Source organism: Bradyrhizobium ottawaense, from assembly GCF_002278135.3.
In the GTDB taxonomy this organism is placed as follows: Bacteria; Pseudomonadota; Alphaproteobacteria; order Rhizobiales; family Xanthobacteraceae; genus Bradyrhizobium; species Bradyrhizobium ottawaense.
The window spans coordinates 5,591,530-5,608,583 of record NZ_CP029425.2; the positions used below are offsets into that span (position 1 = coordinate 5,591,530).

The 17,054-nt window shown below is 65.9% G+C and carries 1 protein-coding gene; it reads right to left on the reverse strand.

Annotated elements, in window-relative coordinates; translation table 11 throughout:
- Nucleotides 1–7: 7 nt before the first annotated feature.
- A complete protein-coding gene (locus CIT37_RS26740) occupies nt 8–17,002 on the reverse strand; it encodes a leukotoxin LktA family filamentous adhesin (RefSeq protein ID WP_095426504.1) in 16,995 nt (5,664 codons plus the stop codon).
- Nucleotides 17,003–17,054 lie beyond the last annotated feature (52 nt).

Genomic DNA, 17,054 nt, shown 5'->3' on the forward strand with positions numbered 1-17,054 from the left:
AATCCAATTACCATGCCTGTGCGAGACGGCCAACGGCCGGCTTTTCCGTTTCAACCGCCGCATCCTTCCAGCCCGGACGTCCCGCACGCTGCCCCTTCTGGCGCAGCTTGCGCATGTCGCTGAGCCCTTCGACGTTAACGGCGGGGCCGGAGCCGACGGCCTCGACCGGCCGTGGCGTCAGCAGCGCGTCGAGCCGCGCCTGGCCGGAGAGACCGAGCAGGTAGAAGGTCCCCCCATCCTTCTTCGCGAGCCAGGTCTCGATGCTCTCTTTGCCCTCGCCGTCGACCGAGATGTTGCGCGCCATGCTGGCACCGGTGAAGACATTGCAGCAGCTGTGGGTCGGGCCGTAATTGGTGACGGTCGCCGAGACGTCGCCGGTGTAGAACACCACATAGGCATTGCCGACATTGGCGTTGCCGAGCTGGCTCATCGTGAACACGCCGCCCGGCTGATACAGCTGCAGCGACGGCCAATTGGACGGCGCCGGCGTACGATTGTTCAGGAGTATCTGCTGGGTCGCCGTGGTGAGCATGAGTTGGCCCGGCACGTAGCCGTTCAGGATCGAGACGGCCGGCGCATCGGTCCAGAAGGTCGCGTCCACCACCCTGAACTGGTTGACGATGATGTGGTCGGGGTCGATCGAGATGTTGGCGGACTTCGCAACGCCGCCGTTGTAGCCGGTGACGTTCAGGATCAGCGGGACCGCCGGGTTCGAACGGATCTGCTCGCCCTTGACGTTGATCGTATCGGCCGCGAGGTCGAGCTCCCGCACGACGCTGACCCAGTTGATCGTCAAATCACCCGACGAGGTCATCTTGACGACGTCGCCGCTGATCCGGTCGAGCGAGACCGGTCCGACCACATCGAAATGCGTGTCGCCGTGGGCGGAGATCGATCCGCCGCGGAGCGAGCCCGTGTCGGACTTGATGTTGAGATCGCCGGCATCGCCCGGGATCCCCGTCGTGGTGAGCTGGCTGAAGACGACGTCGTTCACGGCATGCAGGGTCTGCGTGCCGCCGCTGATGGCGGTGCCGACGGTGATCCCTCCGGTCGTCGCGGTGACGTCGAGCGTGCCGCCAACGTTGAGATTATCCCAATGAACGACCGTGCCGCTGAGGACTGCATTGCCGGCGGTGGCCGTGAGGTTATGCCCGGTGTTCGCACCCGCCGCGATCAGTCTCGCCGAGCCGTGGGCCGAGACCGAGCCGAGCGTCGGCGCGCCGCCTGAAATCACGGTCTGCGCGAGGATGAAACCGTTGTCCGCGTTGACGTTGACGCTGCCGGCATCGCCATTGATGCCCGTCGCCGTCAACGCATTGAAGGTGACGTTGTCATGGGCGTGGATGGTCTGCGTGCCGCCGCTCTGCGCGGTCTGGAAGGTGATGCTGCCCTGCCCCGCGGTCGCGACCAGCGTCGTCCCGACATTGAGGACGTTCCAGTTGATCGGGCCGGCGGCAGTCAGCAGGCCCGAGCCCGTCGAAGCCGCGAGCGTGTTGCCGCTGATGGTCGTGGCCGCAACGAGGCTCGCGGAGCCATGGGCCGAAACCGAGCCCATCGTGGTCGCACCGCCCGAGGTCACCGTCTGCGCCAGGATGAAGCCAGTGTCGGCGGTGACGTTGATGCTGCCGGCATCGCCGTTGATGCCGGTCGCCGTCAGCGCGTTGAAGGTGACGTTGTCGCGGGCGCGAATGGTCAGCGTGCCGCCGCTCTGCGCGGTCTGGAAGGTGATGCCACCCTGGCTCGCCGTCGCACCCAGTGTCGTGCCGACGTTGAGGACGTTCCAGTTGATCGGGCCGGCGGCAGTCAGCAGGCCCGAGCCTGTTGAAGCCGCGAGCGTGTTGCCGCTGATGGTCGTGGCCGCAACGAGGCTCGCCGAGCCATGGGCCGAGACCGAGCCGTACGTGGTCACACCGCCCGACGTCACCGTCTGCGCCAGGATGAAGCCGGTGTCGGCGGTGACGTTGATGTTGCCGACGTCGCCGCTATTGCCGGTGGCCGCGAGCGACTTGAACGTCACATTCTGGGTCGCGTGGACCATCTGCGAACCGCTGCTGTCGGCTGTGCCGATGAGGATGCTGCCATTGTTCGCGACGGCGCGGAAAGATCCGCTCGCGCCGGTCGCCGTGCCCGCCAGCACCTGGTCGAGCCTCAGTCCGCCGGTGCCGATGATGTCCACACTGCCCTTCACCGCGGACAGCAGGCTCACCTCGGTGTCAGCGAGAACCTTGACGTAGATATCGCCGGCGCTCGCGCTCGCAGACAGCCGCGCGGCACTTAAGGTAAACCGCCCGGTCGCACTGCCGATGCCGTTCGATGCGCTCAGCGAGAGCTCGGCGCCCGCGCCGGAGGCGATGAACTTGGTCTGGCCGTCGCCATTGTCGATGATCGCACCGAGCGAGGCGACGCCGCCGGCGGTGACGATGATCGACGGGGCGTTCGAGGCGGCAGCGTAGGACAGCGAGGAGTTCAGCTGGCCGATCGTCGCATCGCCCGTGGTGGTCACCGAGATCAACCCGGGCGCGTTGATGGCCGAATAGGCGCCCATCGATAGCGTCGCGGCAACCAGCGTCACGCCGCCCGTGCTGCTGGTCGCAACCACCGGCGCCGCACTGGTGCCGGCCGCGAAGGTCATGCCGCGATTGGCGAGCAGCTGCATCAGGCCGTCGCTGGTGATGCCAGTATTGATGGTGAGCGCGCCGCGCGCCACGTTCAGCGTCAACGCGCCGCCGGCCGTCAGCGCCCCATAGGGGCCGCTGGTGCCGACCGCGAGATCGCCGGTGACCGCGAGGATGCTGACGTCGCCGACCGCCGAGCCGGTCACCGCGCCGGAGATGTTCACCTGCAGCGGCTGGAAGGCCCCGCCGTTGAAGCCGATGCTGCCGCCGGCGCGCAGGTCGAGGTCGGTGCCAAGGATGTGGATCGCGGAGCGGTCCGTGAAGCCGGCCTCGGCGTAGATGCTGCCGGTCGCGGCGAGGTGGATCGCATTGCCGGCGGCGATGTTGCCGAGGATGAGATCGCCGGTGGTCTGCTTCACATAGATGCCCTGCGCCGACGAGACCTGGTCGAGCTGGTCGTTGCCCGGATCGGCAAAAGCGATCTGAAGCGCGTTGGCGTTGGTCGCGGGATTGCTTCCGGCAGCGCCCGGCGCGCCGACATTGCCGTGCTCGGCGATCAGGGTCAGGTTGGCGATATCGCCCGAGATCACGGCCCCGCCCACATTGGCGGAGATGCTGGTCACGGCGTCGAGCTTGACGTCGCCGCGGCCGGTCACCTCGATGCCGTTGGTCTGCGCGGCCGTGACCGGGCCGTAATTGGCGGTGACGCCGCCGAGCGCGAGGCTGTTTTTGCTGCCGAGATAGACGTTGGTCAGCGCCTTGGCCGAGATCGCGATCGGGTTGTCGACGACGACGAGGTTCTGCTGCGACAGGCTGACCGTATAGGTTGTGACATGGGTCGTCGGATCCGTGACCGCGCCGACGGTGAGCTGGCCGGGGCCGGCGGTGGCCAGCAAACCCCTCTGCTCCGGCGTCAGCGACGAGGAATCGACGCTTGTGAAGGTGAAGGTCTGGGGCGCCGCCGAATTGCCGACCGAGCCGCGCGGCGCGTAGAGCATGATCTGGTTGGCGCTGACATTGGCGATGACGTTCTCGTCGATCGGCGGCGGTGCCGCACCGACGGCCGACGACGACACCGTGTAGGCGAGCTGGCTCTGGGTCCACTGCGAGCCCGCGGTGATGATGCTGTAGACCCGCTCGGTCGATGCGAGCGTGTAGCTGTAGTTTGCATTGTAAGCGCCAAGCGCCGTTTGCAACGCCGTGTTGCTCGGCATCCGCTGGCTGGTGGTCGCCACGCCGTCGAACAGCTTGGTGAACAGGGTTGCCGACAGCGAGCTGCCGAACACGGTCCCCAGCGGATCCGCGGGAGCGGCACCGAGCAATGTCGTCAGCGAGGTCTTGAGCTCGTCGGTGGTGATCTTGCCGAGCAGGAACTGATCCCTCAGGAACCGCGTCGTGGCCTCGGTCTTCATCTGCGTCGCGGTGACGTCGGCAGGGTCGATGCCGAGCTTGGCGGCCACCTGCGCCCGCAGCACCGTCTGCCCCACCGAGGTCGGGTTGTAGGTGCTGCCGTTCGTAAAGGCGATGTTCTTGAGCTGGAAATAGTCGTTGTAGGCCGACGTCACCATCGACTGATAGCTGTTGACGGCGTTGGTGGCGGCGTTGCCACTGACAAGGTCGAGGCTGGCCTGGACGTCCTGAAGATGCTGGCTCTGTGCCTGGGTCAGGCCGACCGCTGCCCGGCCGTTCAGGATGTTGGCCTGGTTGCCGTCGGAGCCGGCGGCCTCCAGGAACACCGGGCCACCGGTCGACTGGATCGTGCCTAGGCGGAGGTCGCCCTTGGACTGAATGATGTAGGTGCCGGTGGCCGAGGCGCTGTCGAGCACGCCGCCATCCACGCTGCCGCCCGCCTGAACCGTCCCCGTCGCCTGGATCACCAGCGGATTGATGTTGGTCAGGGTGGACGCGCCGTTGACCACCGCGCTCGTCGCGCCGATGGCACCGGAGGCGGAGTTGATCTCGATGTTCTTGCCGATCACGACGGGATTGGCGGGGTTGTAGGCGGAGGCCGAGTTGATGTCGCCGGTCGCCGACAGGAACACGTTGCCCTGCGGCGTGGCGCCTGCCGAATTCACCTTCACCTGGTTGATCGACAGCGAGCCGATGGCCGAAATCGCGATGTCGCGGTCGATCGAGCTGGCGGTCAGGCTGCCACCATAGATCTGCACCTGGACGGGCGTCCTGTTGGCGCCGAGCGTGCCGATGCCGCCGTCACCCCGAAGCGTCACGCTCGTACCCGAGATCACCGGGTTGTTGGCATTGGCGCCGACCGTGATGGACGAGTTGGCGCCGGTGGCGGCCAGCGTCGTCGTTCCCTGCTGGTTGTTGATCGACCCGTTGATGACGATGCCTGAGGTCGAATTGACCACGACGTCGCTGCTACTGCCACCGGTGAACTTGATGTTGATCGGGTTCGACGCCTTGACCGTGTTGGTCAGCGAGAGCGTCAAATGATCATAGATCGCCTGGTACCAGTTGTACTGGGCATCTGCGCCGCAGCACGCGTTGGAGTGGGTGTTGAGTCCAACGGGGCTCCCGTCCGGGTTCGTGCCCCCCGCCCAGTGATAGCTGCCGGTGGCGGTCGTGACCTTCTGGTAGTTGGTGCTCTGCGTGCCTGAAACCAGGCTGGTCGAGCGGGTCCAGCTCTCGCCGGTGGTCTGATTGGGCGTGAAGCTCCAGCCGTAGTCGAACTGCGTGCTGGTGGGTAGACGATCCAGCGTCGCGGTGTCGACCCATTGATAGAGCATGTTCTCCTTCGTCGCGTACTGGATACCCGCCGTACCGGTCCTCGCTGCAAGCATCGACGGGTCGATCGCGGCCGCAGTGACACTGTTGGTCTCGTACCGCGACACCTGCTGGCTGCTTGCAGCCTTGGGATCGTAGACCCACCACGTCGTCTTCCCCTTGAGCTGGTCGACGATCTCGACCACGCTCTGGGCAGTGACGCTGGTATTGATGGTGTTGGTGACGAGCTGGAGCCCGCTGGTGTTGTTGACGGTGACCGTGCCGGCGCCGCCTTTGATCTCGATGTTACCCTGGGTCTGTGTGCTGTCGGTCGAGGTCGAGATGATCTTGCCGTTGAGGTAGACGTAGCCGCCGGCGCCCTGCGCCACGCCATTCAGGATGAGCTGGTCGGTGAGAGCGTTGTACCTGACCCCGATCTTGGCGTCGCCGCTGGCCGACGCCGTCACGGAGCCCGAGATATCGTAATAGACGCCGTTGCGCGCATTGGCCTGGGCCGCGGCAAAGTCCGCGCCGCCGTTGCGGTTCTTGAGGCCGTTGCTGCCATAGATGGCATCGTACGCCGCGGCGCCGATGTCGACCGAGTAATTGCTGCTCGAGCCGGCCTGGATGGTGCCGTTGATGTTGATCACCGACGCCGAGATGATGACCGCCTGGCCGCTGATGGTCCGGGAGGCTGTCGCGGTGGCCGGCGAATTGGCGGTCTTCGGCGTGATCGCATCCGGCTGGATGTTGATCACCTGGAAGAAGCCCGAGCTGTCGCAGGCTGACGCACAGTTGAACGGCGTCTTGTACGGACCGCTATCGGTGTAAACGTTGCGGCCGTCATAAGTCGTTTTCTTCCACTGCGCGAGCACGACATTGGTCGAGTCCTGCGACTGCCCCTCGATGATCTTGAGGGTCGCGATGTCAGGCACGCTGCCGGCATCGGGAGTGCTGGTGTTCCCAGGCGTACCCCTGCCCACCGGCAGGAAGATCGATGAATAGAGCGAGGTGCCGTCGTAATACGTCATCAGCATGCGCGCGGTGAAGATCGTGCTGGCGTCGGCGTTGCCGACGGGTTGATACACGCCGTGGCTGCCGTCGGTGCAGCAGTAATAGAAATAGGGGTGATCGGTTCCCGAAGCGATATGCGGAGCGGTATAGTAGTCGCCGTAGGCGCCGAGATAGGTCGCCGCCGTCATCACCGCGGTCAGCGTGTCTTCCGGCCTGTTTTCAGTGGTGGCCCATTGCGAGGTGACGGCGCTGCCGCTGTCGTAGAAGCTCCCGATACCGCCGAGGAAGGTGAAGGTGCCTTTTGGCACCACGATCTGGACGGTCGCGGCACTGAGCGACTGCGATGCGACGACGCTGCCGAGATTGTTGATGATCTTGAGCAGGCCGTTCGCGTTGTTGACGGCGCCATTGAAATAGATGTCGGGCGTGCGGGTCAGCACGTTGCCGTTCTGGTCAATGCCTTGACCGGAGTCAGGATCCAGGCGGTTATAGGTGGCCGAGATGTCGATGACCGGTGTTGCGCTCGGCATCGCGGTGAAGGTCACATTGGAGTGCGAATCCGGGTCGACATGGTCGATCTGGCGGTAGGTGATGTTGCCTCCGCTCACGTCGGTGACCGTGAGGTTGCCGAGGCTCATGAAGTCGAGGCCCTTGTTCTCGATCTTGATCAAGGGCGAGCTGCGCGCAATCACCGCAGGCGCGGCCGGGTTCGTGCCGCTGTTTCCGGTCAGCTTCTGCGCCAGGATCGAGACGTTGCCGGCGGACACCAGCATGTCGCCGAACGCGAAGGCGTTGCCGGGTGCGTCGGAGGTGAACGGCGCCTGCTTGATCAGCGTGTCGATCTGGCGCTGGATGTCGCCGGTCGGATCGGTGCCGGACGGCGCCATCGTCGCGGGCGCCGTAGGCGTGGCCGCCGCGAGCTGGGAGCGTACTTGCGCCTCTGTCAGGCCCGTCAGCGACGCCAGCTGGTTGACCACCAGCTGGTACGGATTGAAGTTGCCGACCACAGTGTACTGGACCGTCTGGTGGTTCCAGCTCATCACCGGGCTGAAGTGATTGACGTCGGATACGGCCTCGAGGGTCAGCGCGGAGTAAGGGCTGGTCGTGCTCAGGGTCGGCGTGCTCGCGCCGAGCTCGATCGTGATGGTCACGTCGTTGTTGATGCCCGCCACCACCAGGCCGTTGAGCGCGACATCGCCGGTTCCGCTGGTGTGGCTGTGATTGTCGCTGTTCTTGGCGCTGAAGATGTCCAGATACGGATTGTAATTGCTGCCGTTGCCGGCGGCCGTGACCTGCCCTTGCGTTGCGCCCAGATAGATATTCCGCGCGCCGAGGATGCTCGAGGTCGGGGCCAGCGTCAGGCTCGTGCTGTCGTCGGCATTGGCCGTGCCGCGGTACAGCGTGGAGATCGGAATGGCGGTGTTGTTGTAGACGACCGTCGTCGCCGTCGCCTGCACGCTGCTGAAAACGAGGCCATCGCCGGACAGGCCGGCATACATGGTGATGTCACGCCAGGCCATGATCTTCGCGCCGGCGCCGACATTGACGGACTGGTTGGCGTGAACCCAGCTGTTGGTGCTGGCGCCGACGCCAGCGATCGCGCCATAGAGGCTGGCATTGGCGTTGGTCGCCGCCGCCATCTTCGCGGCCGTGCCAATATAGATCTTGCCGGCGCTGAACAGCTCGTGGGCGTTGATGTTGACCGCGAGCGTGGCGTTCGCCGTCATGTTGGATTCGGCGCCGCCGCCGGCGAAGAAGCTGGCGGTGGCAAGGCTCGCGGTGTCGTTGGTGTTCAGCGTGTTGTAGGCCTCGATGTTGATCACGGCCGTCGAGGTCCTGGGATCGTCGTTGAGGCTCAGCACCGTGCCGGCGCCGATATTGGTGGTGACGTTCTGCGTCACAAAGGACTCGCTGAGCGCGGCCGCCCCTGAGAACGAGCCGCCGGAACCCGAACGCGCGCCGCCGCCACCCTGGTTGACGATATCGTTGGCGATCACGACCATGTCGCCGGCCGCCGAATTGATGATCAGATGCGTCCCGATCTCGGCCGTGGTGGTGGAGTCGACGTCGTTCCGCGCCTTGCCGGCGGATACGCCGGCCGTGGACGCCTGATAGGCATCGCCGCTCGCCGCGTAATTCGTGGTGTGCTTGGCATTGATGCGGAGACCGCCGAAATAGAGCGTGTCATCAGCCGTGCCGCCGTCGAAGCGCGCGTTGGTCACGGCGGTCGAGCTGGTCGTTGCGACCGCGGCCGCGCCGGCATAGGTGCCGCCCGCGCCGACCGTCGCGTTGGAGACGTTGGTATCCGTGCCGGTGGCCGTGATCCGCAGGATACCGGTGTAATTGCCGTGATTCAGATTATCCATGTCGGCAGGCGCACCCAGATAGGCGTAGGTATGCGCGCTGGACGAGGTCTGCGCGACGGTGGCGCCGAGCGCCAGGAATCCGGTCGAAAGACCCGTCGCCTCGGCGTATTGGGCGCTGTCGTTTTCGGCCGCGATGCTCACATCGGCGTTGGGCAACGTAATCCCCGTCCCGCCATAGGCGCTCACGGTCGCGTTTTCCGACGCCTTGGCGTAGCTGCCCTGCGCGCCGATCAGCGAGCCGCCGCCGCCCGCGAGCGCCTTGGCCCACGTCGTCGTGCCGCTGGTCGGAACCAGCGCCATGGCGGTCACCGCAAGCGCACCACCCGAGAAGCTCGTGTTGTCGCCAACATCGGCAGTGACCGTGGCGCCGACCGTGGACTGGGCGATGGCGACGCCGACCGCGGCACCGCCGACCGAAACGCCGATCGCCTCGCTCGATAGATTGGGCGTGATCGAGGCCGACACCAGTGTGCCGACGCCGGTCGCGGATGTCGTGATCGAGGCACTGCTGCCGATCTCCGCCAGCACGGACGAGTTCTCGTGCGCCTCCGCATCCGCACCGACGCCCGCGACGATACCGCCGCCGAGCGCGGTGGCCGTCGTCGTCAGCGTGCCGGCACCGCTTGCGCCAACTGCCAGAGTCGCGACGTTGACGGTGGAGCCGTTCAGAACCCTCGCGGCGACCGAACTCGCTCGGCTTGCCGTCGCGACCGAAGCACCGACCGCCACGGCACCGCCGGTGACGCCACCGGTGAAGACGACCTGGGTCGTCGAATCCTGCGCCATGACGGCGGCGCCATTGCCGGTGCCGCCCGTGCCGGTGATCTGGCCGCCGAGCATGGCCACCACGGAGTTGCTGACATTGCCGACCGCGACAGCCGCCTGGGCGCCAAAGTAAAGCGCCGCACCGCCGGCGATGGCCTCGGTGTCGACGGTCTTGCCGGCATAAGGCCCGGTAGTCGCGTCCTTGACGACCGCCGCAACGGTGACAATCGGCGCCGAGACCGCCAAAGGCGTATCGGCGGCCACCAGCACGCCGGAGCCGTTGCGTCCGTAGTCACTCAGATTGGCGAGCACGGTGCTGTTGACGCTGGTGTAGCCGATGCCCGCACCGATGCCGACATTCTTGGCAAAGCCGGCGCCGAGCAGATACATCTTGGCCGCGTTGGCGCTGGTGGCGGCGACGTTGACCTGCGTGCCCGTGACGTTGCCGCCCGCGATCTGCGCGACGACGACGTCGTTGCCGCCGCTCAGCACATTGCTGACGTCGTAGGTCGAGCTGACATTGGCACTGTTCGGATTGCCGGCCGTGCCGCTGGCGACGGCGTTGCTCCCGTGGGTGTTGCTGGTGCCACTGTTGACCGACGCGATGGTGCCGCTGCCGCCCTGATTGAGCTGACCGGTCTGCTGGCCCTGGGTGTCGGCATCGGCGGTGTTGGTGCCGATGATGATGACGCCGACGGTCGCGCCGATGCCGACGCTGCCGCCGATGCCGGCGGTGACCGCGTAGGACAGCACCTCCTTAGTGCTGAGCGCATTGACGTTGATCGCGCCTGACGAGTTCAGATTGCTGTTCCAGCTCTCGGCAACGGTCCGGCTCTTGAACACGATGACGTTGGCTGCGGCGCCGACGCCGACGCCTCCCCCGCTGGCGCCGACCGCAAGTGCGCCTGCGATCTCCTTGATCGCCACGTCTTCGTTGGCGTTGATCGTCACCGCACCGGCCGTACCGCCCGTCACCCCCTGCAGCGTAGTGTCGTAGACGCCGGCGATGGTAGTGTTGTTGGCGACCTCAATGTTGGCCATGCCGGCGATAGCCGCCGTCCCGGTCGAGAGCGCGCCGCCGATCGCATAGGCCTCGAAACGGTTCTTGGTCTTGGCCTCGACGTCGAGCGCGCCGCTCAGATTGAGCGCGGTCGTGTGCGCCGCGCCGTTGCCCTGATAGCGGAACTCGTCGCCGACATAGGCCAGCGTCCGGTTCGAGGAGACCTGGACCAGGAACGCCGCGCCGATCGCGGCCTGGCTGCCATAGGCGCCGGAGCCGTTCGCGGAGAAGATGCCGGTGTTGTTGTTGGCGTTCACCGTCAGTGACGAAGCCGTCAGCGCGCCGCCGTCAACATAGGCTTCCGTGGTCGCCTGGAAGACGTTGAGCCCGACCGAGCCGGTGTTGAAACCGATCGCGATCGACGACGCATCCTGCTCCGCATTGGCCTTCACAGTGACGGCGCCGACCGTCTCGCTCGACGACTGCACGCCGCCGACAGTGGCATTCGTGATATAGGCCAAGGTCTCGCGCGACATCGTCGTCGAGATGATCGTCGCGCCACCGCCGCCACTGCTGCCGTAAGCGATGCCGGCGCCGAACGCGCCGGAATAGGAGAAGCTCGACGCGGCTACCTCGATCTGCGGCTTGAGCGTCGAGGAGGTCAGGCGCGTGTCGATGGCCGCGCTGTCGATATAGGCTCGCGTCGCCCCGCTCATCACATTGGTGATGGGGTTGATCATGATCGCGATGCTGGAACTCGCGGCAAGCGAGGCGACGTTGGTCACGACGGCCTGGTGCGAGCTCGCGACCACGGCAAGGCCGCGCACGGTGTCCTGGTTCTCGGAGAGGTCGGGCGTGGTGTCGGTCGGCGCATGGGCGGCGCCGAGATCGAACGCATGGACGAGCGTGCCGTTGTTGACCGACAGCGTATCGGACGAACTGGTTCCGAGCGCATCGACTTTGGTGTTGGCACCACTGATATAGGCTGCGGTGGTTCCGGTGATCTGGTTGGTCACCAGCGAACCCGCGCCGCCGGCCGCCCCCTTGCTGATCGACAAGGCACCGGCGAACACGGCCGCCTTGTCGTTGTTGCCGGCGATCACCCCGACATTGTTGGCGGCGGTGACGTCAGCGCCGTTGATGCCGTTGGTACCGGCGGCGGTGATGCTAGCCGTGACATTGGTCCCCATCAGATTGGTGGCGACCGAACCGGCCAGCCCGACCTGCGAGGACATCGCGACACCGACGGCGACCGTCGAGATGCTGGCATTCGAGTTCGCACCGACGGCAACGCTGCCCGAGGCCGTCAGCTTGGAGCCAGTGACGCCGGCACTGACATTGTTGGCGATGCTGCTGTAGACCAGCGCCAGGCCCGCGGCGCTGCCTTGCGACGCGGCGCCCGCAATGGCGGCGGTGCCGGTGATGCTGGAATTGTCGGTCGCGTTGACGGATATGTTGCGTCCGGTGACGGAGGATTGCGACGCGCTCGACAGGTTGTTGCCGATGGCGGCCGAAACGGTGTTGGCGATCGAGCTGATCGTTGTGCCGCCGACGCCGGCAAACTGGCCGGTCGCAAGGCCGAACCCGATCGTAACCGCCTGGATCTTCGAGGAATCGACCGCACTGACGCGGACATTGCCTGGGGCCGACATCAGCACGTTGGCTATGTAGGCCGAATGCGTGGTGGCGATGGTGTTGTAGACAATCGAGGCGCCCGCATTGTTCTTGCCGGCCTGGATGAGACCCGCAACGGAGACGATGCTAGCGCCGGGACCATTGCCCGTGCCGTCGTTGAGCGCGGCCGCGCTGAAGTCGATGCAGTTCTGCCCGCCCGTGCCGCCAGCGACCGTGCAGGTGTCGGTGGCGAGATGGTTGTTGTTCGACTTCTTGACGAGGTTGCCGAGCGCGGTGTCCAGCGCCGAGACGGCGCCGCTGTCCGCCAGCACCGTCACGCGCCCGACGTTGATGCTCACCGTCGCGCCGCTGTTGATGTAGGCCGTCGTGGTCGGCGAGATCTCGCTGACGACGATCGCGCCGGCAAGCCCGTTGGACCCCGCCCCGCCCGAGGCCGCGCCGGCCGCGATCACGCTGGCGCTGTCGGCCAGCACCAGCAGGGTGTCGTAGTTCGAGATCGAGGTGCTGCGGATATGCGCATCGGTCGCGTTGCCGCCGGTGGGATCGGCGATCGAAGCATAGGTCAGCCCGATGCCGACGCCAGCCTGGCCACCCGAGATATAGAGCGAGCCGCCACCGATCGCGATGTTCGTGGTCTGGTAGGCGTCGACCTCGAGCGCGCGGTTGACGCCGGAGGATTGGCCCGTGATCGTCGAACTCTCGATGTAGGCGTTGGCGCTGTCAGTGATGATGCCGACCGAGGCCGACAGCGACGCCGCATTGGATTTCGAGCCCGCCACGCCGAGGGCGACGACGGTCTCCCAGCCGCCATTGAGCGCCTGCACCGTCACCGAACTCTGGTTGTTCATGGTGGTGCCGTAGATATAGGCGAGCGTCGAATTGTTCGACATCGCCGCCGCGATCGCACCGCCGATCGCGGCCCCCGTGGCGGACCCTCCGGCCAGATTGAGCGCCGCAGAGCCGGAACCATTGTTGAGCATGGTGTCGTTGAGCGCCTGAACGATCGTGTTGGTCACCACCGCACCGATCGTGGTGTATTTGTTGACTGTCGTATTCTTGATGTAGGCGCTGGTAGCCAGCGAGACGTCGCTCACCGACGAGCTGCCGGCAAGATCGAGGCTGAAGCCGCTGGTGCTCGATCCCGAGGTCGAACCGATCTTGCCCGCCGCCGTCGTCACGCCGGCGGTGCCTCCGGTCGAGGCGGCGCCGGCAGCGCCTGCCTTGTCGGAGAAACTCGACGACGCCGGGTCGGAGACGGCTGCCGCGACGGCAGCAGCGGTGATGCGCCCCGAAGTGGTCGCGCTGAGTGTCAGATTGTCGACATTGACCGCCCCGCTTCCGCCGCTGGTGCCGGCGAACGGATCGTTGGCGCTGAACACGCCGGGCCGGATGTCGGAATGGTTGTCGCCGATATAGGCGGAGGTGTCGGTATTTGCGCCGAGATAGGCGACCGACAAGCCGACCGCCGAACCGCCGCTCCCGTTATAGCTCATCGCGCCGGACAGCGTCACGACCGACAAATCCTGCTGCGCCAGGATGCCGACGGTCGGTGCATAGACGGTCGCCTGGCTCGAGATCGACGCGTGCGTCGTGTTGTTCAGGAAACCGAGCGAAGTGATGCCGTTCAGCGCCAGCGTGCCGGCAGCCTTGCCGGACGACGGTGCGACGGCGACGAACTGGTCGGAAGTGATCGCGTTGACGGCGATGTCGTCCGCCGCACGCAGCGTCGCACGGTCCGAAACGCCGGCGATGGTATTGGTGTTGAACTGGACGAGATTGAGCGCTCCGCCGACCGAGGAGCCGCCCGAGGTGTTGCCGAACAGGAAGCCGAGCGTGCCGACATTGCCGGCGGCGTCGATCGACGCCGTGGTCGTGGTGGCCGCGATCTGGAGGCTGGCGTTGTAGGTATGGACGTCGCCATTGTCCATCCCGACCGACCAGCCGGTGCCACTGCCGCAGGCCGCGGTCGCGCAGGTTGCCGTCAGGCTCGCGCTGCCGGCCACCCACGCCGTGGTGTTGTTGTTCACGACGAAATGGTTCAGCGAGCCGGCGATGCCGATCGTGTCGCCGGCGTCCGCCGTGGCATTGGCGTAGCTGGTCAGGATGTTGCCGCCGACGCCGAGATTGCCGTTGAGGTGGCTCAGCACCGCGCCCAAACCATCCCACTTCAGCCAGGAAATGGTGATCGGCAGTTCGGTGGTGGCATCGACGGCGATGTTCGCCGCGTTGATCAGCGTGCCATTGCCGACATAGGCGTTCGAATTATGCGTGAAATTGCCCCAGGCGACGGCCGCGCTGATCGCGGTGCTCTCGCCGGACACCGGGTCCTTCGTGATCGCGCTGGACGTCGCATTGCTGCGAACGCCGCGATCAATGACATTGCTGGCAACGGCAACGTTGCCGCTGGCATAGATGCTCGGCGCGCCGCCGCTCGGATTCTGCGCGATCGCAGCGGTCGCGCTCTGGGTGCTGTTGGCCAGCGACAGCGCGCCTGCGACCTTGAAATCGAAGCTCAACGGCACCAGCGATCCCATGTGGTCCCTGATGATCGACGTCGGCGAGGTGACGGCGCGCAGTCCTCGTTCGATCGCCGCGATCAGTGCCGGCAGGCCGGCGATGGACGAAGCCATCGTGGAATTGAGCGTGGTGTCGGACGTCGCTTCGACCAGGACGGAGCCGTTCATCCGGTTGGCGGTATCGGTTCCGAGCGATGCGCCGAGCGTCGCGGTCGCGGACGTCGTGATGTCGCTGATGGCGAACGCGCCGCCGACAGCACCGCTCGCCCCCGTTCCGGGCGCCGCAACCGACGTTGCGCTGGTCGAGAACGAGTTGTTGTTGATCGCGCGCACCTTCAGGGTGCTGCCGCTCGTGTTCACCGTGCCGGCAGCAATATGCGCGCCGGTCTCGACGTTGGCGGTCGTCGTCACCGAGCCCTTGGAATAGGCCACCGTCGGGACGATCTGCGCGCTCGTCGATGCCGCGAGGGCAGAGACGGCGATGGTCGCATCGTTGAGCGCCTTGATCTCGAGGTTGCCGCCGGCGTTGATCGTCGCGCCCGAGGCGATGTTGGTGGTCACGTTGCCATCGATCTTACCGACGACCACACCGGCCGCGACCGGCGTGAGACTGCCGAGCAAGGTGGATGCGACCGCCGGATCCGACGCGGTCTCGGTGGCATGTGCGGAAATGGTGACGTCGCCGCGGCCGTTGATGTCGGCATGGCTGTTGATGTTGATCGTCGCGGTCGCGCTGGCCGCGACATAGCCGCCATTGAGCCCGAGCAGCGAGGCGGCGAGCGTCGAGCCGACGAGCGCGAGATCACCGACCGCAGAACCGTTCAGGAAACTCGACACGGCGGTCGAGGTCGCGGTGATCGAGACGGTACCACCGGTAATCTTGCCGTCGACCGTGATCGCCGTCGTGGCTGTGGCCTGACCGGACAGCTTGATGTCGCTCGCCGTTGCCGTCAGCGTGACGTTGCCGTCGGCGTAGCTGGTCCCACCGAAATTGACCGACTGCGCCAGGATCTGCGCACCATTCTTGATATCGATGTTCGGCGCGTCGATGATGACGTTGTTGGCGTTGCCGGTCGAATGGCCGGAGCCGTCGAGGCGGCGGGCATCGATCACCGCATGTGCGGCGAGCGTAATGGAATGATCGGCCTGAATGAGGTAATTGGCACCGGCGCTGAGCCCGGCGAGCGCAGCCGCGACGGAGCTGTTCGAAAGCGTCACGCCGGTGTCGCCCTGGGAGGCGTCGCCGACGACCAGGTCGGTCGGATCGATCAGCAGCGTGCCGGCCTTGCCGTTGGCCGCGCTGAGATTGACCTCGATGCCCCGGCCGATGTCGATGACGCCGTTCGCGCTGAAATCGACCAGACCTGCATTGCCGGTCTTCGCGCTGGCGTTGAACCTGGCCCCGCCCGTCACGGTCAGATTCTGCGCCGCCTTCAGACGGATCTCGCCGGCATCGCCGGTCTTGCTGGCGATATTCAGCCTGGCGTTCTTGCCGATATCGATGTTGTTGCCGGCCTGCACCGTGATGTTGCTCGGCGTCGAGGTCTTGCTGTGCGCGGTCAGGCGGCCGTTGACGCGAGCGTTGTTGACGGCGCCGATATGGATCGAACCGTTGCTGACGGTGATCGAGCTGGCGCTGCGCAGGCCCTTGGAATTGACGGATGCCGCGAACTTGGCGGCGTGGTCGAGATTGGCGATGTCGCGCTGGGTCGCGCCGCCAACGAAGACGTTCTGCCCGGTCAGACGCACGCCGTCCTGGGCATTGACCCGGCCGTAGATTCGGATGTTGCCGTCCGGCGAGACCGGGAACGAGCCCGCCATGAGATTGCCGACGGCCGTGCCGTTGATCGCGCCGCCGGGACCGATCAGGCTGTCGGTGAACTCCCGTGTCGGGGTCGAGACGTTGAGGCTGCCGACATTGACCACGCCGCTGCGGCCGACCACGAACCCCTTGGGGTCGGCGAAATAGACGTTACCGCCGATTGAGCCGTTCATGTAGGAGTTCAGCGTGCCGTTGACGTAGACCGGCGCGTCGCGAACGATGTTGACGAGATTTCGCGTCCCCGTCGGCAGTTGCAGGTTGACCGTATTGCCCTGCCCGACGCTGAACTGCGAGAAGGAGTTGAAGGCGTTGTTGCCCGAGACCGTCGACGTCGTGACGTTGGTGACGCTGCCGGAGGTCTGAAGGCTGGTCCCGGTGCGGCCGTCGGGAACGATGACGTTCGCCGTCTGCGCCTGAAGGCGGACGCTGAACACCGGCAGGAAGACCATCTGCATCGCGCAGAGCAGCGACATCGAACGGAACCGCGCCAGCCGGCGCAGCGTCGTCCGCTCGTCATCGTTTCGCGCCGCAGATGGTCCGCGCATGTCAGATCCTCGTCATCGGCATTGGCGCCGATCCACAACCGGGTGGGAGAAT